15 protein-coding genes are annotated in these 17,415 nt (G+C 68.1%); 10 read left to right on the forward strand and 5 right to left on the reverse strand.

Annotated elements, in window-relative coordinates:
- The 7 genes from AC5P8R_RS02450 (at position 1) to tkt (ending at position 9,513) form a co-directional block, all read left to right on the forward strand.
- Positions 1–930, forward strand: coding sequence for a DUF58 domain-containing protein (locus AC5P8R_RS02450; protein WP_046432294.1), 930 nt, complete (start codon positions 1–3; stop codon positions 928–930).
- Entirely contained in the window at positions 927–1,376 is a 450-nt protein-coding gene (locus AC5P8R_RS02455) for a DUF4381 family protein (protein ID WP_014648253.1), read from the forward strand. The genes AC5P8R_RS02450 and AC5P8R_RS02455 overlap by 4 nt, the downstream gene beginning before the upstream one ends.
- Positions 1,373–2,377 carry a vWA domain-containing protein gene (locus AC5P8R_RS02460; RefSeq protein ID WP_014648252.1) on the forward strand — a complete coding sequence of 335 codons (1,005 nt, stop codon included), beginning with the start codon at positions 1,373–1,375 and terminating at the stop codon, positions 2,375–2,377. Before AC5P8R_RS02455 ends, AC5P8R_RS02460 begins: the two co-directional genes overlap by 4 nt.
- The gene (locus tag AC5P8R_RS02465; protein ID WP_495222960.1) at positions 2,374–4,212 is read left to right on the forward strand and encodes a VWA domain-containing protein; all 1,839 of its coding nucleotides are present in this window, start codon (positions 2,374–2,376) and stop codon (positions 4,210–4,212) included. Before AC5P8R_RS02460 ends, AC5P8R_RS02465 begins: the two co-directional genes overlap by 4 nt.
- The gene (locus tag AC5P8R_RS02470) at positions 4,209–5,924 is read left to right on the forward strand and encodes a BatD family protein (protein ID WP_227864371.1); all 1,716 of its coding nucleotides are present in this window, start codon (positions 4,209–4,211) and stop codon (positions 5,922–5,924) included. Before AC5P8R_RS02465 ends, AC5P8R_RS02470 begins: the two co-directional genes overlap by 4 nt.
- A 57-nt stretch (positions 5,925–5,981) precedes the next feature.
- Positions 5,982–7,301 (forward strand): dicarboxylate/amino acid:cation symporter, encoded by a 1,320-nt coding sequence (locus AC5P8R_RS02475; RefSeq protein WP_014648249.1) that lies wholly within the window; start codon positions 5,982–5,984, stop codon positions 7,299–7,301.
- A 214-nt stretch (positions 7,302–7,515) separates the two neighbouring features.
- A complete protein-coding gene (gene tkt / locus AC5P8R_RS02480; protein ID WP_014648248.1) occupies positions 7,516–9,513 on the forward strand; it encodes a transketolase in 1,998 nt (665 codons plus the stop codon).
- 125 nt (positions 9,514–9,638) lie between these two features.
- Here tkt and AC5P8R_RS02485 read toward each other — a convergent pair whose 3' ends face one another.
- Positions 9,639–11,591: an acetyl-CoA hydrolase/transferase C-terminal domain-containing protein gene (locus AC5P8R_RS02485; RefSeq protein WP_049406588.1), complete on the reverse strand. Its 1,953-nt coding sequence runs from the start codon at positions 11,589–11,591 to the stop codon at positions 9,639–9,641.
- Positions 11,592–11,624: 33 nt separating this feature from the next.
- Positions 11,625–12,182, reverse strand: a complete 558-nt coding sequence (locus AC5P8R_RS02490; RefSeq protein ID WP_014648245.1) for a flavin reductase family protein — start codon at positions 12,180–12,182, stop codon at positions 11,625–11,627.
- Between the two features lie 118 nt (positions 12,183–12,300).
- On the opposite strand from AC5P8R_RS02490, the gene AC5P8R_RS02495 reads away from it, so the two are divergent.
- The 3 genes from AC5P8R_RS02495 to AC5P8R_RS02505 are packed head-to-tail and all read left to right on the forward strand — an operon-like array spanning position 12,301 to position 14,460.
- Positions 12,301–12,666, forward strand: coding sequence for a BlaI/MecI/CopY family transcriptional regulator (locus tag AC5P8R_RS02495; RefSeq protein WP_014648244.1), 366 nt, complete (start codon positions 12,301–12,303; stop codon positions 12,664–12,666).
- Complete coding sequence (locus AC5P8R_RS02500) at positions 12,659–13,900, forward strand: M56 family metallopeptidase (protein ID WP_495222961.1); 1,242 nt, start codon at positions 12,659–12,661, stop codon at positions 13,898–13,900. Before AC5P8R_RS02495 ends, AC5P8R_RS02500 begins: the two co-directional genes overlap by 8 nt.
- Positions 13,897–14,460: a hypothetical protein gene (locus AC5P8R_RS02505; RefSeq protein WP_014648242.1), complete on the forward strand. Its 564-nt coding sequence runs from the start codon at positions 13,897–13,899 to the stop codon at positions 14,458–14,460. Before AC5P8R_RS02500 ends, AC5P8R_RS02505 begins: the two co-directional genes overlap by 4 nt.
- Before the next feature lie 53 nt (positions 14,461–14,513).
- Here the strand turns inward: AC5P8R_RS02505 and AC5P8R_RS02510 are convergent, their stop codons facing one another.
- The 3 genes from AC5P8R_RS02510 to AC5P8R_RS02520 all read right to left on the reverse strand — a co-directional run bounded on the left by AC5P8R_RS02510 (position 14,514) and on the right by AC5P8R_RS02520 (position 17,332).
- Positions 14,514–15,314 (reverse strand): MBL fold metallo-hydrolase, encoded by an 801-nt coding sequence (locus AC5P8R_RS02510; RefSeq protein WP_014648241.1) that lies wholly within the window; start codon positions 15,312–15,314, stop codon positions 14,514–14,516.
- An 11-nt stretch (positions 15,315–15,325) separates the two neighbouring features.
- Complete coding sequence (locus AC5P8R_RS02515) at positions 15,326–16,144, reverse strand: S1/P1 nuclease (RefSeq protein WP_014648240.1); 819 nt, start codon at positions 16,142–16,144, stop codon at positions 15,326–15,328.
- 558 nt (positions 16,145–16,702) lie between these two features.
- Positions 16,703–17,332: an OmpW/AlkL family protein gene (locus AC5P8R_RS02520; RefSeq protein WP_014648239.1), complete on the reverse strand. Its 630-nt coding sequence runs from the start codon at positions 17,330–17,332 to the stop codon at positions 16,703–16,705.
- Positions 17,333–17,415: the final 83 nt, after the last annotated feature.

The following is a 17,415-nucleotide window of genomic DNA, read 5'->3' on the forward strand; positions in this document are numbered from 1 at the left end:
ATGACCGATCCATCCCTGGAACAGGCACCGTCCGCGCTCGAAGGTGACGGGCTGCGCCCGCAGCTGGCCGAACTGGTCGCGCTACGGCGGCTGGCACAGCGTCCGCCGCCGCCGCGCCGTGGCCGCACCGGCAACGCGGGCCAGGCACCGTCCCAACTGCGCGGCCGCGGCATGGAATACGCCGAGTCGCGCGAATATGTAGCTGGCGACGACGCGCGCCACATCGATTGGCGCGTGACTGCGCGCACCGGCCGCGCCCATACCAAATTGTTCCAGGCCGAGCGCGAGCGGGTCAGCCTGATCGTGGCCGATACGTCGCCGGCGCTGTACTTCGGCACGCGCGTGCGCTTCAAATCGGTACAGGCCGCCCGTGCCGGTGCGGTTGCCGCGTGGTCGGCGCAGCGCCGCGGCGACCGCGTGGGTGCGCTGCGCGGCAGTGACCGCGAAGCGCCGATTGCCCCTGCGGGCGGGCCACGCGGCGTGCTGCGCGTGCTCGACGCGCTGACCCGCTGGTATGCACAGCCGCCGGTCGACGATCTGGGCCTGGCGCGTGCACTGGATCATGCCGGTCGCGTGCTGCGCCCGGGGGCACGCATGCTGGTGCTGGCCGATCCGCAGCAGGCCATCCGCATTCCGCCCGCGCGCTGGAGCGCGCTGGCCCAGCATCACGATCTCAGCCTGGTGCTGCTGGTTGATCCGCTGGAACTGCATCCCCCCTCGGCGGCGCTGCAGTTCCAGACCGCACAGCAGCGCATCGGCCTCGACCTGCGCCGCAGTGAAGTGCAGGCGCATTGGCAGGCACACTTCGTCGAACCGCTGCAGGAACTGCGGCGCCAGCTCGGCGCACGCCGTGTCGATGTGCAGGTGCTGTCCACGGATGCGCCCAGCGACGCGTGGCTGGCGCCATCACCGACCGAGGTGCCGGCGTGAGCGCCGCGCTGCCGCTGCGCGATGTGCAGTTGCCACCGGCACCTTCATGGTGGCCGCCTGCCCCCGGTTACCTGATGGTCGGCGCGGCGGTTGTGCTGGTGCTGTTGGTGATCGCCGTGCTGATGTGGCGGCGTCGCCGTCGCCGCCAGCGTTGGTTGCAGCTGTTCGATAGCGAACTGGCAGCCACCACCGACGCTGCGGCCGAACTGGCGGCCATTGCCGGATTGCTGCGCCGTGCCGCACGCCGTGCAAAGCCGGGCAGTGAATCGCTGCGCGATGATGCCTGGTGGCAGCGTGTAGACCCGCAGGGCACGTTGCCCGATGCGCGTCGCAGCCTGCTGGCCGAAGGCGCGTATCGCCCACGCGTCGACAGCAGCGACGTGGCGGCCGTGCGCAGCTGGGCCCGCGAGCGCTATCTGGCGATGCTGCTGGAGCGCCGCCGATGAACCTCTGGACGACCTATTGGCCATGGCCGGACCTGCAGCTGGCATGGCCACTGGCATTGCTCGCGCTGCCGTTGCCGTTGCTGATGCGCTGGTGGAAGCGCCGTGCAGAACCGGGCGCCGCGCTGCGTGTGCCCTACGCCGCCGCCGAGCTCGAAGCGCTGTCCGGTGGGGGCCGCGTCGACGTGTCGTGGCTGCGCACGCTGCTGCTATGGCTGGGCTGGTGCGCGCTGTGCATCGCGCTGGCACGGCCGCAGCAGCTGGGCGAAGCCATCACGCCGCCGCAGCAGGGCCGGCAGATGATGCTGGCGATGGACGTGTCCGGCAGCATGGGCGAGGGTGACATGGTGCTGGGAGCCCAGGCGGTTGATCGCCTCACCGCGGCCAAGGCCGTGCTGGCCGACTTCCTGGATCGTCGTGCCGGCGACCGCGTCGGCCTGCTGATTTTCGGTGATCGCGCCTACACGCTTACGCCGCTTACCGCAGACCTGGCCAGCGTGCGCGATCAGCTGCGCGACAGCGTGGTCGGCCTGGCCGGGCGCGAGACCGCCATCGGTGATGCCATCGGCCTGGCGGTGAAGCGCCTGCGCAGCCAGCCGGAGGGACAGCGCGTGCTGATCCTGTTGACCGATGGTGTCAGCAACGCCGGTGTGCTGGAGCCGCTGCGCGCCGCGGAAGTCGCGCGCGCCGAAGGCGTGCGCATCCACACGGTTGCATTCGGCGGCGATGGCAGCATGCGCCTGTTTGGTATCCCGATTTCCACCGACCAGGATCCGGTCGATGAGGCCACCCTGAAGAAGATCGCCAGCATGACCGGTGGCCAGTTCTTCCGCGCGCGTGACACCGCGCAGCTGGCCGGGATCTACGCCGAGCTCGATCGCCTGGAGCCGGTCGCCGCGAAGGGGCCGAGCCTGCGTCCGCGCGAAGAACGCTATGCCTGGCCGTTGGGGCTGGCGTTGCTGCTGGGCGTGCTGGCCTGGCTGTGGCCGGAGCGTCGCCGATGATCGCGTTTGCTTCGAATCTCCCCGATTGGAGCGCATTGCACTTCCTGCGACCGGAGTGGTTGTGGGCGCTGCTGGCGTTGCCCCTGATCCTCGCGCTCGCGGTGTACCGGCAGCGACGCAGTGATGCGTGGCGGCAGGCGGTGGACGCACACCTGTTGCCACATCTGCTGGCCGCGGGCGCGAAGCGGCGAGTGCGCCTGCCATGGGCGCTGCTGCTGGGCTGGACACTGGCATCGCTGGCCATGGCCGGGCCGAGCTGGCGCCAGCAGGCACAACCGATGTTCCAGGCCAGCGCACCGCTGCTGGTGGTGCTGGACCTGTCCAGCCGGATCACGGCAACCGATCTTCCGCCGTCGCGCCTGCTGCAGGCGCGGGCGAAAGTGGGCGAGCTGCTGCGCGCGCGCCAGGGCGGGCAGGTGGGGCTGGTGGTGTATGCCGATGATGCCTACACCGTGGCGCCGCTGACCGACGACGGCAGCAATGTTGCGTTGTATCTGGATGCGCTGTCGCCGGACGTGATGCCGCGTGATGGCCAGCGTGCCGACCGCGGCATCGACTGGGCGACACGCTTGATGCGGCAGATCGGCGCGTTGCAGGGGCAGATCCTGCTGGTCAGCGATCAGGCGGACAGCGAAGCTGCACTGGCGGCGGCGCAGGCACGCAGCCTGGGCCTGCAGGTGTCGGTGCTGGGCCTGGGCACGCCTGCCGGTGCGGCGTACCGCGATGGCAATGGGCAGATCCGCCAGGCCGCGCTGGATGAGGACAGCCTGCGTGCAGTCGCCACTGCCGGTGGCGGCCGCTATGCGCGCATCTCTGCCGATGACGGCGATCTGCGTGCGCTCGGTGTACTCGACGCGCGCGACGGCACGGCGGCGCAGCGGCCGGGCGAAGGCAAGCAGTGGCGTGACGAAGGCTTCTGGTTGCTGCCGCCGGTGATGCTGCTGGCATTGCTGGCCTTCCGCCGTCGCGCGGTGCTGGCCGCGGTGCTCGCGGTGGGTCTGCTGCCATGGATGAATGACGCGCAGGCGCAGGCCCCTGCGACGCCTGTCTCGCAGCCGGCGCAGGGCACGCTGTGGAAGCGCAGCGACCAGCTGCAGCATCAACGCCTGGCCGAGGGGGTTCAGGCCTACCGCAAGGGCGACTTCGCCACTGCACGCAGACAGTTCGAAGGCATCGACAGCGATGCCGGTTGGTACAACCTGGCCAACACGCTTGCACGCGAAGGCAACTACGACGAAGCGATCGCCGCCTACGACCGCGCACTGGCGCTGCATCCGGGCATGGCCGATGCAGTGGCCAACCGCGCCGTGGTCGATGCCGCACGCAAGCGCAGGCCATCCGGGGGCGGCCAAGGCCAGGATCAACAGAAGCCACCGCAGAACGGGCAGCAGAAACAACCGCAGGGCCCGCAGGGCCAACAGAACCCACAGGGACAGCCGAAGCAGGGCCAGCAGCAACCCGGCCAGGGCCAGCCGCCGTCGGGCCAGCAGGGCCAGCCCAAGGCGGGTGACAACAACGCGCAGTCGGAGCCTCAGCCTGGCGAACGTGGCCGCGATGGCCAGCAGGCACCACCGCAGGTGGAAGATGCCAAGGCGCAGGCGCAGGCCGATGAACAGCAGCGCCAGCGCATGCAGCAGGCGATGCAGCAGGCACGCGAGGGTGAGGCCGGCAAGGGGGACAAGCCAGTGCCGGGTGGTGAGGGCCGCACGCCGCGCCAGCGCGAGGAGCAACAGGCGGTGGAGGCATGGATGCGGCGTGTGCCGGATGATCCGGGCGCATTGCTGCGGGCCAAGTTCCAGCTGGAAAACGAACGCAGGAAGAGGGAAGGGCGATGACGCGGTCGATCAACATGCACGGGCACTGGCCTCGACAGGTACTGGCGGCGCTGCTGTTGTGGCTGCCGCTGCTGGCCTGGGCGCAGCCGCGCGCGTGGCTGGACCGCGACCGCATCGCGATGGGCGACACGGTCACGCTCAATGTCGAGAGCGACCAGGGCGCCCCTGACTTCACGCCATTGCGCACCGACTTCGACCTGAGCGGGCAGACCAGCAGCCGCCAGGTGGAATGGAGCAATGGCAGCATGCAGCAGCGCAACCTGTATGGCGTGGCGCTGACACCACGACGTAGTGGTGCGCTGGTGGTACCGGGCCTGCAGGTGGGCAGTGTGCGCACCGCACCGCTGACGCTGCAGGTCGATGCGGCCGCCGTGGCGGGGCCCGACAGCAATGCGATGGCCTTCATCGAAACCGTTGTCGATGACGATACGCCGTATGTGCAGCAGAGCGTGGGCGTGGTGGTGCGGCTGTACTTCGCCTCGCAGCTGGCCTCCGGCGAGCTGGTGCTGGATACCCCGGCGGGCGCGTCGTTGCAGCGTGTGGGCGACGACCGCACCGATGTACGCCAGGTCAACGGGCGCCGCTACAACGTGGTCGAACGGCGTTTCCTGCTGATCCCCGAGCGCAGCGGCGCGTTGCGCCTGGCCGGTGCCCGTTTCAGTGGGCGCAGTGCGGGTGGCTTCTTCGACGACTTCTTCGGCGGTGGCGATGGCCGCATGAATGCCACCGGCGCAGACCGCACGCTGCAGGTGCAGGCACAGCCGGCGCAGGCCCCGCAGCCGTGGCTGCCACTGCAGAGCCTGCAGCTGCGCTACACCAGTGCGCCGACCAGTGCCCGCACCGGTGAGGCCGCCAACGTGGTGGTCGAAGCGGTTGCCGAAGGCGCGACGCGCGCGCAGTTCACCGACCTGCCGGTGCCGGATGTCGGCACCAATGCGCAGGTGTTCGCCGAACCGGCACAGTACGAAGAGACCTTCAACGGCAGCACGCCGCGCCTGAAGATCACCCGCCGCTATTCGATCGTGCCGCGCCAGCCGGGTTCGCTGGTGGTGCCGGGGCCGCGCCTGCCCTGGTGGGATGTGCGTAACGGCAAGGCGCAGGAGGCGAAGCTGCCGGACCTGACGCTGGCCGTCGCGGCCGGCACCGGCACCGGCACTGCCTCACCGGCGCCATTGCCGCCGATCGACACCGATGCCGCGCTGCCGGGCGCCGATGGCCAGGACAGCCGCATCGCCGCGACCGATCCGCGTGCCAGCGGCCTGTCCGGGCGTCCGTGGCCGTGGATGGCAGCGGCCATCGGCCTGGCGTTGCTGTGGCTGCTGACTCTCCTGTGGGGCTGGCAGCGAGGTCGGCGCCCGCGCGCAGTGGCGCCAGTAGCGGGCAAGGCCTCTGTGCCGACTGCGGCGGGCGGGCGTGCCGGCCTGGCAGAACTGCGCCGCGCGCTGGATGGCGAGGGCTTCGACCAGGTGGAAGCACAGCTGTGTGCGATGGCTGGTGTGGAACGCATCGAGCAGGTCATCGCGCGGCTTGGGGATGCAGCCCAGCGTCAAGTGCTACAGGACCTGCAGCAGGCGCGGTGGGGCGGGCAGGGGGATCTGGCGCGGCTGCGCACGCGCCTGCGCGAGGTCTTCCGTGACGGACCGCACTGGTCGGCGCCTGCGGGCACCGCCGACACTGACCTGGCGCCGCTGTATCCGCCGCGGCGAACCTGAACCGGCGCCGCTTGCGCGCTTTGTTAGAGTGCATTCATTTTTCGAGGAAACCCGCGTATGACAGCAGCTGCTGCCGACAAGAAGAAGTTGCCCCTGCATTGGAAGATGGGCATCGGCTTTGCGATCGGCCTGGTCCTGGGACTGATCGTGCACGCCCTGGGCGGCAGCGTCGATGGTCTGCAGGCTGGTGCCAAGTGGGTAATGGACTACGTCACCACCCCGGCGTCGGGCCTGTTCCTCAACCTGATCTTCATGCTGATCGTGCCGCTGATCTTCTCGGCGCTGATCATGGGCGTGTCGGAGATGGGCGACATCCGCGCCCTCGGCCGCATCGGCTGGAAGACCCTGGCCTACACCGTGCTGCTGTCCGGCATCGCGGTGGGCATCGGCCTGGTGCTGGTCAACCTGCTCAAGCCGGGCGCGGGCGTCGATCCGCAGACTGCGGCACTGATGCTCTCGGAGAACGCCGAGCGCAGCAAGGAAATCGTCGCTGGCATCCACGGCACGCCGAAGGGCATGGACATGCTGCTGTCGATCGTGCCGAGCAACGTGCTGCAGGCCGCGTCGGACAACGGCGCGATCCTGTCGCTGATGTTCTTCGCGCTGATGTTCGGCATCGGCATGGTGCTGACCGACAATGAAAAGGTTGCCCCGCTGCGCCGCGCCATCGAAGGCGTGTTCGAAATCTCGATGACCCTGATCAACCTGGTCATCCGCCTGGCCCCTTATGCGGTGGCCTGCTTTATGTTCAACCTGGCCGCGCTGTTCGGCTTCGAGCTGATCATCCGCCTGGGTGCCTATGTGGGCGTGGTGGTGCTGGCGCTGGGCCTGCACATGATCGTGACCTACGGTACCGCGGTGTGGCTGTCCGGCCGCTCGCCGCTGTCGTTCTTCCGCGATACCCAGGAAGCAACGGTGATGGCGTTCTCCACCGCCTCCAGCAATGCCACCCTGCCGACCGCGCTGCGCGTGGCCGACCAGATGGGCTTGCCGCAGCGCGTGTCGCGCTTCGTGCTGACCGTGGGTGCCACCGCCAACCAGAACGGCACCGCGCTGTTCGAGGGTGTGACGGTGATCTTCCTGGCCCAGTTCTTCGGCGTGGACCTGAGCATCGGCCAGCAGATCATGGTGATGGCGGTCTGCATCCTCGGTGGCATCGGTACCGCCGGCGTGCCGTCGGGATCGCTGCCGGTGGTGGCGATGATCTGCGCGATGGTCGGTGTGAATCCGCTGGGCATCGGCCTGATCCTGGGCGTGAATCACTTCCTGGACATGTGCCGTACCGCGCTGAACGTGACCGGCGACCTGGCCCTGACCACGCTGGTGGCCAAGGGCGAGTCGCACGATGGCCCGGCGCTGGGTCCGCAGCAGGACTGAGTCCAACGCCACTGCTGGCGACCTGATCGGGGTCGGATTCCTTTCCGCAGGGAAAGGGCTCCGGCCCCTTTCACATGCGGAATCCGGCGGAGATCACGTCCTTGCGGGCCAGCGGCCGGCACGACCGGGCAAGGTGAACTGACCCCCCGCCCGGCGACTATGGGACAATAGGCCGCCCGCACGTCCGCGGCCGCCTCCCGATTCCGACAGAACCATGACGCAGCCTACCCGTCGCCAGTTGGCCAACGCCATCCGCTTCCTTGCCGCCGATGCGGTTGAAACCGCAAAGTCCGGCCACCCCGGCATGCCCATGGGCATGGCCGACATCGCCGAAGTCCTCTGGAACGACTACCTCCGCCATAACCCGAGCAACCCGCACTGGTTCAACCGCGACCGTTTCGTGCTGTCCAACGGCCACGGTTCGATGCTGCAGTACGCGCTGCTGCACCTGAGCGGCTACGACCTGCCGATCGAGCAGCTGAAGCTGTTCCGCCAGCTGGGCAGCCACACCGCCGGTCACCCGGAACGCCACGAGACCCCGGGCGTGGAGACCACCACCGGCCCGCTGGGCCAGGGTTTCGCCAACGCCGTGGGCTTCGCCCTGGCCGAGAAGCTGCTGGCACAGCGCTTCAACCGTCCGGAGCTGGAAGTGGTCGACCACCGCACCTGGGTGTTCATGGGCGATGGCTGCCTGATGGAAGGCGTGTCGCATGAAGCCGCTTCGCTGGCCGGCACCTGGGGCCTGCACAAGCTGGTCTGCTTCTGGGACAACAACCACATCTCCATCGACGGCAACGTCGAGGGCTGGTTCACCGACAACACCCCGGAGCGTTTCGAGGCCTATGGCTGGAACGTGGTCCGCGACGTCGATGGCCATGACCCGGACAGCATCAAGGCCGGCATCGAGGCCGCGCTGTCGCAGAGCGACAAGCCGACCCTGATCTGCTGCCGCACCACCATCGGGTTTGGTTCGCCGAACAAGGCGGGCAAGGAATCCAGCCACGGCGCACCGCTGGGCAAGGACGAGCTGGAAGCCACCCGCAAGCAGCTGGGCTGGGAATACGGTCCGTTCGAGATCCCGCAGGCGATCTACGACGGCTGGCGCGCCAATGGCGCCGGCACCCTGCGTCAGGCTGAGTGGGAACAGCTGTTCGACAAGTACGCCAGCCAGTACCCGGCTGAAGCAGCCGAACTGACCCGCCGCTCGCATGGCGAACTGCCGGCCGACTTCGTTGCCAAGGCCGATGCCTACATCGCCCAGGTGGCCGCGGAAGGCCCGACGATCGCCTCGCGCAAGGCGTCGCAGCTGGCCATTGAAGCCTATGCCCCGCTGCTGCCGGAAATCGTCGGCGGCTCGGCCGACCTGGCGCACTCCAACCTGACCCTCTGGAAGGGCAGCAAATCGGTTGCCAGCGACGACGCCAACGCCAACTACGTGTACTACGGCGTGCGCGAGTTCGGCATGACCGCCATTGCCAACGGCCTGGCCCTGCACGGTGGCTTCATTCCGTTCGACGCCACCTTCCTGGTGTTCAGCGATTACGCCCGCAATGGCGTGCGCATGAGCGCGCTGATCCCGGCGCACGCCATCCACGTCTACACCCACGACTCGATCGGCCTGGGCGAAGACGGCCCGACCCACCAGCCGGTGGAGCACCTGGCCTCGCTGCGCTACATCCCGAACAACGACGTGTGGCGTCCGTGCGATGCGGTCGAGTCGGCGGTGAGCTGGAAGGCCGCGATCACCCGCCAGGACGGCCCGAGCTGCCTGGTGTTCAGCCGCCAGAACCTGCCGCACCAGCCGCGCAGCGCCGAGCAGATCGCGCAGATCGAGCGCGGCGGTTACGTGCTGGCCGATGCCGCCGGCACCCCGGATGTGATCCTGATCGCCACCGGTTCGGAAGTCTCGCTGGCCACCGAAGCCAAGGCCCAGCTGGACGCGGCTGGTCTCAAGACCCGCGTGGTTTCGATGCCGTCCACCGACGTGTTCCTGCGCCAGGATGCGGCCTACCGTGAATCGGTGCTGCCGAACGCGGTGCGCAAGCGCGTGGCTGTGGAAGCCGGTGTCACCGGCTTCTGGCGCCAGTTCGTCGGCCTGGACGGTGCAGTGATCGGTATCGACACCTTCGGTGCCTCGGCCCCGGCCGACCAGCTGTACAAGCACTTCGGCATCACCACCGCGCACGTGGTGGAAGCCGCCAAGGCGCTGTAAGCAGCATCGCGACGTAATGAGGAAAGGCCGGCGCACGCCGGCCTTTTCTTTGCCGCAGGAAAAAGGGGACGGAGGGGATTAAGTCGTTTGTGCACAAACGACTTAATCCCCTCCGTCCCCTTTTCTCAGGCGGTGCGCGCCAGTGCCAGCCGCAGCAGGCGCGCGTCCAGGCGTTCGGCGAAATCCTTCGGCGCCTGCAGGCCCATGCGTTGCAGGTACACTGCATCGCCGTCGCCGGCCGGTTGCCGTAGTGCTGCCCAGACGGTACGCAGCTTGTCGCCGCGGGTCTGCGTATTGGCCTTCAGCCACGCCAGCGCTTTCACCAGCACCTGCTCGATCTCGTTGAAGTCACTGCCCAGCGGATAGTCCGGCAGGCTGCCATCGGCGCGGAACGGGGCCAGCGCCGCTGTCAGCGCCTGCGGCGTATTGCGCTGCTGCCGCTGCGGATCCGGTTGCGCGACCGCCAGCAGTTTGCGCGAGGCGTGCGCCTGCTGCAGCAGGCCGCCCTGGAACGGGGCCTCGGTGATTGCGGTCATCGCATGCACGCAGTCCTCGTCGGTCAGTCCGCGCAGGTCGGCAATGCCGTATTCGTTGAGGTAGATGTCGCGCAGGTGGCGCGGAATGGTGGTGTGCCCGTAGTTCCAGCGCACGTTGGATTCGCGTCGGCCCTTGTCATCGCGCGCGGCGCGGAACATCAGCACGCTGCGGGCTTCCGGCAGGGCATGTGCCATCGCCACGAAGTTGTACTGGCCGCCCACACCGGATACCACGCGTCCATCGTCCAGCGCGTCGGACACCGCCGCGCCCAGCGCGGTGGCCATCATGCAGGAGTTGAAGAAGCGCGCATGGCGGCGCTGCAGGCGTTCCAGCGTTTCGTTGCCGCCGTACAGCTGGTTGATCTCGCTGATGCGGCGCATGCCGATCGCACGGCACTCGTCCTCCGGCAGCGTGCGCAGCCACTCGTAGAATTCCGGCGAGCCCAGGTAGAACGCGCCGTGCAGGTACTCACCTTCGGCCGCCAGTGTGGCGTGGTCGATCGACAGCGTGCTGCCGTTCTCGATGCGCTGCATCAGCGCCAGGTCATCGTGTACCTTGCGCTTGATCACCCCGGTCTGCACCAGCCTGCGGAAGCCTTCGTTGAGCATCTCGCTGCAGCCGTACAGGCCCACTTCGAACGGGTCCACGCCGCCGATCTCCTGCACCAGCGGGTGGCTGGCCAGCTGCGGATCCAGCGCGTGCAGCACGCGGCGGTAGCGCGCGTTGTCGGTGTGGCGCAGCACCAGCGCATGGCTGAGCGCGTCGGCCAGCGTACCGATGCCGATCTGCAGCGTGCCGCCATCGCGCACCAGCGTGCTGGCGTACAGGCCGATGGCGTAGTCGACATCGCCGACCGGCTGCCGCGGCAGCCCGAACAGCGCCGGGTACGGCGGCGGTGGGGTGATCACCAGATCGAAGAACGAGACATCGACCGTGGCCGAGCCGCCCAGGTAGGGCAACTGGGGATCGATCTCGGCAATCAGCAGCGGACGCGGCAGGCCACGCGCGGTCATCGCGTCCAGCGTGTCCTGGGTGATGTCGTTGTTGCACGACAGGGAAAGCCGGCGGTCGTTCGGGCGCATCGCCACTTTCTGCACGATCACCTGTGGCGCGCGCTGCGCCACCGCATCGGCGGCGTGGGTGTAGTTCAGGCTGGTATAGCTGGACTGCGCCTGGCGCGACCCGAGCAGGGCGCCGGACTGCATGTAGAACTCTTCCACCTGCACATGTGCCGGCAACGCGTCGCGCGCGATCGCATCGGCATAGGCCAGGCGCGGGAAGTCGTCGCCGAAATGGCGCTGCGCGAACGGCGCCAGGAAGCGCGCCTCCAGGCCGTTGCCCCGCGCCTTCGGCGGATTCAGCGACAGCGCGGTATACAGCTGCAGCGGCCGCGACGGATCGTGCTCGACGCGCGCGTAGAGGGCATTGAGCAGCCGATGCGGCTTGCCCAGTGCCAGCGGTGCCCCGATCCGCAGCGGCCCGTCCACGCGCGCAAACAACCAGTCGACGGCGGCGTCCAGGTCGGTGAGGTGTTCGGTCATGCGCGGCGGTCCTGCGTCGGGGGAGTGCGGGCATTACAGCATGTCGGGCTTGAACCGCCGTCGACGCGAGACTTCCGCGCCGGCCACCATGAACTGCCCATCGCCGCGGTAATGCACCGTGCGCGGCAGTTTCGGCCGGGGCGCAACATGGGCGTGCACGATTTCCCAGATGAACAGATTGCTCGCTGCCACCTGGCTGTCGTCGTACAGGCGGCATTCGAAGCACGAATGGCATTGGCCGACCAGTGGCGCGCCGACCTCACGCGCGGGCAGTGCGTCGAGCCCGAAACGGGCGAACTTGTCGACCTCGCGGCCGCTGCAGTTGCCGATGTCCACCACGGTATCGAGCAGCTCCACCCCGGGCACGTTGATCACGCACTCGCCGCTGCCGCGCGCCAACGCGTGGCTGTGGTTTGCGTCCCACAGGTAGGTGGCGACCAGTGAAGGCGAGAAGCCCATGACCATGTGCCAGCCCATCGTCATCAGGTTGCGCTGGCCGCGCCATGCCGTGCTGACCAGCACGATCGGGCCGGGTTCGAGGAAGCGGCGGGCCTGCTCGACCGGGAAATCCTTCTTCGGCAGTGCTTTCATCCGGGGCCAGGGGCGGGAGGAACCGATGCTGGCGCAGCCGGGATGAACCCGGAGTCGAGGGGCTTGACAGGCAGATCGATTACGCGCGTAATCAATCTGTCGATTACGGATGTAAACCATGACCCCGATCAGCGAAGCCGAAGCCGTCGTGATGGAGGTGCTGTGGCAGCAGGCACCGCGTAGTGCCGATGACGTGGTGGCCGCGCTGGCCCATCGCGACTGGGCCGAGCCGACCATCAAGACCCTGCTCAACCGCCTGCTGACCAAGGGCGCGATCACTGCCGAGCGCGATGGACGGCGTTACCTGTACCGGCCGCTGCTGCAGCGACAGGCGTGGGTGGAGGCGCAGAGCCAGGACTTCATCGGCCGTGTCTTCGAAGGGCGCGTGGCGCCGCTGGTCGCGCACTTCAGCGAACGCGGCCAGCTGAGCGCGCAGGACATCGCCGAACTGAAGAAGCTGATCCAGGAGCTGGACCATGACTGAGCTGCTCGACGGACTGTGGCGGGCCAGCTTGTGGCTGGCCGTGGGTGTGGTCCTGCTGGCGGTGCTGCGACCGCTGCTGGTGCGGTTGGGGGGCGCTGGGCTGGCCTACCGCAGCTGGTGGCTGCTGCCGCTGCTGCTGGTGGCCCTGACGCTGCCATTGCCACAGGTTGCGGTGTTGCAGCAGGTACCCACGCTGCCGCTGAAAGTGATGCCCGGTGCCCTCGATGCCCTGAGCGGGCCCTCGTTGCCATGGGCCGGGCTGTTGTTCGCGCTGTGGGCATTGGGTGCGGGCATCCGCCTGTTGCGCGACCTGCACGCACAACATCGTTTCGAACGGAGCATGGGCCCACTGACGCCGCGCACCGATGGCAGCTGGCAGGCCAGCGGCGATCCCGGCTTGCCCGCGCTGGTTGGCCTGTGGCGCCCACGCATCGTGGTTGGTCCCGACTTCGACCTGCAGTTCACCGCACAGGAACAGAGCTTGATCCTGCAGCACGAGCGCAGCCATCACCGTCATGGCGATCACTGGGCCAACGGTGCGCTGCTGCTGGTGCGCGCGGTGTTCTGGTTCCACCCGCTTCTGCCGTGGGCTGCGGGCCGCTTCCTGCGCGACCAGGAACTGGCCTGCGATGCCCGCACCATAGCCCCGCAGCCGGCGCTGCGCGGCCTCTACGCCAGCACGCTGCTGAAGGCGCAGCTGGTCCACCCGGTTGCGCCCGCGGTCTGCCATTGGCGCAGCCAACCCGTTTTGAAGGAGCGTATCGCCATGTTGAAGCAGTCCAAGCGGAAGGCATTGCCGTGGGTGTCCGGGCAGGTGCTGGTGGTCGGGTTGTGTGTGGGCATGGGCGCGGTGGCATGGGCCAGCCAGGGCGCCGCGGCCGGGAGCCCGGGGATCGGTGTCGAGCCGTACGCAACCGCGGAAGAGGGTGCGGCCAAGGCTGGGCTGGACCGTCCGATCCAGATCGACAGGATGCCACCGCCGTCCTATCCAAAATCCGCGTTCGAGCAGCGCCAGGTAGGCGTGGTGAACCTGCGCGTGGAGGTGGATGCGCAGGGGCGTCCCAGCGATGTCCGCGTGCTCAGTGCCACCAATCCGGGCGTGTTCGATGCGGTGTCGATCGCTGCGGCACGCAGCTGGACCTATCGGCCGGCGATGAAGAACGGTAAGCCGGTTGCAGCGGCGGTGAAGATTCCGATCACGTTCGCCATGGACAACACCGAGGACACCCAATGAAGTCCGCTGCGCTGATCATGGCGGCAGCGCTGCTGGTCGGGTGCGCGAGCCAGGACCGCCTGACCACGGTGGATACCCGCAGCGAAAATGTCGGCCACCAGCGCCTGCAGCCGCAGGCGGGCAGCGGCGGTGGACAGTCGCAGGTGTATTCGCTGGGTGCGACCGAAGGCTACCGGATGCCGCAGCTGTACGCGGCACCGGACCCGGAGGTTGGCGATCGTGACCCGCGCGCGGAACTGGCGCCGACCACGATCTGCCTGCAGGTGGTGGTTGATGCCAATGGCGCCGTGGAGCGAAGCCTGCCATTGACCGATCGTCCGGAGTGCGCGGCAGGTGCTGCGGGCGAGAATGCGCCCCTGCTGCAGGCTGCCCAGGAAGCCGTGGCGATGTGGAAGTACTCGTCCGCAGCGGTCTGCCACTTCGCGGCGGGCAAGGTGCCTGCCGACCGCGGTGACTGCCGGGGCGCCGAGCGCGTCGAGCCGGTAGCGGTCACCCTGCAGTACGCCTTCACGTTCGAGATCGTGAAGGGCCAGCACGTGGTGCGGATGCAGGGAAAATGAACGCTCGCGGTCCGTGATGGAAACCGATGGCGCCGGGCTCTGCCCGGCGTACGTCAGGCCCCGCCCTGGATATTGGCCTTTACCGCAGGCTGCATCAGCTTCGGTTCTTCCAACGTCGCATCGCGGGCCTGGCGCACGCTGACGAACTCCGCCTCGGCCACGCCGTCGTGCACGTGGATGTTGTGCGCGCGCTGTTCACCGATGGTGGTTTCGTTGGCGAAGTCGCGGCCGCCCGGGCCGTAGTCGTGGCAGACGAACACGCGGGTGGCATCCGGCAGGGCCAGCAGGCGCTGGATCGAGCGGTACAGCTGTGCGGCATCACCGCCGGGGAAGTCGCAGCGGGCAGTGCCGCCGTCGGGCATGAACAGCGAGTCGCCAGTGAACAGCGCATCGTCGATCAGGTAGGCGATGCTGTCGCTGGTGTGGCCGGGCACGGCGATCACCTGGCAGCGCAGTTCGCCCAAAGTGAAGGTCTCGCCGTCACTGAACAGGTGGTCGAAGATTTCATCGGCGCCCGGAAGCTGCAGGCCATAGCGTGGCGCAAACGTCGCCTGCACCGCACGGATGCCTTCACCGATGGCCAGCGTGGCCTGCGGAAAGCGCTGCTTGAGCCGGCGCCCGGCCGACACATGGTCGGCGTGGGCATGCGTCTCCAGCAGCCAGCGCAGCTGCAGGCCCTGTTGTTCGATGGCCTGCAATGCCGCGCGCAGCGGTGATTCGCTGCTGGCGTCGGTGTCCGGGTCGTAGTCCAGGACCGGATCGATCAGCGCCGCCTCGCCGCTGGCCGGGTCGCTGACCAGGTAGCTGAAGGTGTTGCTGTCACGGTGGAAGAACGACTGCACCTGGACCGGCATTGGAGCTCTCCTCAGCGCGTGCCGAGCACGCGGTTCAGCAACTGCGCCAGGTTTTCACCGGCCAGCCGCAGCTGCGCTTCGGCCAGCGGCCGGTAGCGCTCGGTGTACTCGTCACCGATTTTACGCGAGGCCGGATAAACGCCAGGTTGCATGGAGATGCGGCAGCTGGCCTCGGCCCAGACCTGCGGGTCGCGCTGCGGGTTGGACTGGCGCGCCAGCTTCGGTGCGCGCTGGCTCTGCAGCACCGGCAGGTAGCCGGCATCGTCCAGCTTGCGGGTGTTGAGCATGCCGCTGTCCCACAGCGAGTGCAGGTTGGTACCGCGGTTGCCGAACTGCAGCTGGAAATCATTGCCGCCCTTGTCGTGGGCGTAGCCGGCGTGCATCGGCTGGTGGATGTCGCCGACCAGGTGCACGACGAACTTCAGCGCCTGCAGGCGCTCGCCGTCAGTCAGGCTGCGGTCGCCCAGAATGGCGCTCTGCGCCTTGAGGGCTTCGACGATGCAGTTGCCGTTCCTGCAGTGCTTCGGTGCTTCGTAGTGGCAGTCGTCTTCGGCAATGTTGACGTAGTGCCAGCCGGCCGAGCGACGGCCCAGGCCCGGGTCCTTGGCGCGCAGCTGGTCGGCCCAGGGCGCGATGCTGGCCAGGGTGGCGTCCGGTTCGGTGGCCAGCAGGCGGTCCACTTCGGCGCGGGCGGCGGGGGTGAGGCGGGCGTCGGCGACTTCGGCGACAAGGCGGTGGCCTTGCGCGCCCCAGGCATGGGCAGGGGCGGAGACGGACAGCAGGGCCGGCGCCAGGGCGGCGGCGAGGAACAGGGAGTGCAGGGCTTTCATGCGCCCATTCTAGCGGGGTAGGTGGATTGAAGAGCGGCGCGTTCCTGTTCCGAAGTGGAAGCGTAGAGGGAGGGGCGGCGGGACACGCCGTAAATCCGTCCCTGGGGGCTCGATGGCGCCATCCATGGCGCCAACGGTCCCGCCGCCCCTCCCTCTGCGCTCCCCTCCAAACATGGCCGCGGGGGCGGATGCAAACGTCAAATGCAACATCAAAAACAAATGCAGGATCAAAATCGGCCTCCTGCAATTACAGGCAATCACTGCGCCTCGGATGCACGGGTTCTGCTCTTGCCTTTGCTTGAGCTGGTACGCACGCGGTGATGGGAAGGGGCAAGGCGGGGAGCGGAGCCGGGACCGTTGGCGCCATGGATGGCGCCATCGAGCCCCCAGGGATGGGTTTACGGCGTGTCCCGGCTCCGCTCCCTGCCTTGCCCCAGCTCCGGAACCGCTTCAGTCCCAGGCACAAAAAAGCCCCGGCAATTACCGGGGCAACATGCTGCGAGGGTTCTGCGTGTAGCGGGGGAGCGGGGGCGAAGCCCCCGCGCCCAATACACCGCTTTAGAACTTGAAGACGTACGAAGCGCCGTAGACCAGCGGATCGATGTTGACCGTGCCGATCTTCTCGCCGTTCAACTTCACCTTGCTGTCGATGTCGATCCAGCGCATGTCCACGCGCAGGGCGCCCTTCTCGCCGATCGCGAAGTCCACGCCGGCGTGTGCGGCCAGGCCCCACGAATCCTGCAGCTTCAGCTTGCTGCCGGCCAGCGCACCCGTAGTGTCTTCGCTGAAGAAGGTGGTGTAGTTCAGGCCGGCGCCGACGAACGGCGACACCTTGCCCTTGCTGTTGAAGTGGTACTGCAGGGTGACCACCGGCGGCAGCTGCTTGGTGCTGCCGACGCGGCCCAGGCCGTTGATGTTGATGTCGTGCTTGAACGGCAGCGCGGCCAGCACTTCGATGCCCAGGTTGTCGGCGATGAAGTACTCGCCGGTGATGGTCGGCTTGACGTCATTGTCGACGTCGACCTTCAGGGTGCCGCCGGCCAGCCAGCCGTTGTTCGACTTCGGCGCCACCTGGTGCACGCCGGCCGAGACGGTCCAGTCGCCCTTGGACTGCGCCATGGCCGGGGCGGCGGCGAGCGACAGGGCGGCGGCCAGGCTGGCCACGATCAGGGGGGAGGTCTTGCGCATGGGGGTGTTCTCGTTGCTGGGTGGATGGCGACAGTCTCGGCCTCACGCCGCGCTAACGCTTTGATCCGGATCAAATCCTGTCC

This window comes from Stenotrophomonas sp. YJH_SMC_73 (genome assembly GCF_059370155.1).

Coding starts and splice junctions, on each gene's coding strand:
- AC5P8R_RS02505 (WP_014648242.1), top strand. CDS start 13,897: ATGAAGTCCGCTGCGCTGATCATGGCGGCAGCGCTGCTGGTCGGGTGC.
- AC5P8R_RS02475 (WP_014648249.1), top strand. CDS start 5,982: ATGACAGCAGCTGCTGCCGACAAGAAGAAGTTGCCCCTGCATTGGAAG.
- AC5P8R_RS02465 (WP_495222960.1), top strand. CDS start 2,374: ATGATCGCGTTTGCTTCGAATCTCCCCGATTGGAGCGCATTGCACTTC.
- AC5P8R_RS02495 (WP_014648244.1), top strand. CDS start 12,301: ATGACCCCGATCAGCGAAGCCGAAGCCGTCGTGATGGAGGTGCTGTGG.
- AC5P8R_RS02460 (WP_014648252.1), top strand. CDS start 1,373: ATGAACCTCTGGACGACCTATTGGCCATGGCCGGACCTGCAGCTGGCA.
- AC5P8R_RS02470 (WP_227864371.1), top strand. CDS start 4,209: ATGACGCGGTCGATCAACATGCACGGGCACTGGCCTCGACAGGTACTG.
- AC5P8R_RS02500 (WP_495222961.1), top strand. CDS start 12,659: ATGACTGAGCTGCTCGACGGACTGTGGCGGGCCAGCTTGTGGCTGGCC.
- tkt (WP_014648248.1), top strand. CDS start 7,516: ATGACGCAGCCTACCCGTCGCCAGTTGGCCAACGCCATCCGCTTCCTT.
- AC5P8R_RS02450 (WP_046432294.1), top strand. CDS start 1: ATGACCGATCCATCCCTGGAACAGGCACCGTCCGCGCTCGAAGGTGAC.
- AC5P8R_RS02520 (WP_014648239.1), bottom strand. CDS start 17,332: ATGCGCAAGACCTCCCCCCTGATCGTGGCCAGCCTGGCCGCCGCCCTG.
- AC5P8R_RS02490 (WP_014648245.1), bottom strand. CDS start 12,182: ATGAAAGCACTGCCGAAGAAGGATTTCCCGGTCGAGCAGGCCCGCCGC.
- AC5P8R_RS02515 (WP_014648240.1), bottom strand. CDS start 16,144: ATGAAAGCCCTGCACTCCCTGTTCCTCGCCGCCGCCCTGGCGCCGGCC.
- AC5P8R_RS02510 (WP_014648241.1), bottom strand. CDS start 15,314: ATGCCGGTCCAGGTGCAGTCGTTCTTCCACCGTGACAGCAACACCTTC.
- AC5P8R_RS02485 (WP_049406588.1), bottom strand. CDS start 11,591: ATGACCGAACACCTCACCGACCTGGACGCCGCCGTCGACTGGTTGTTT.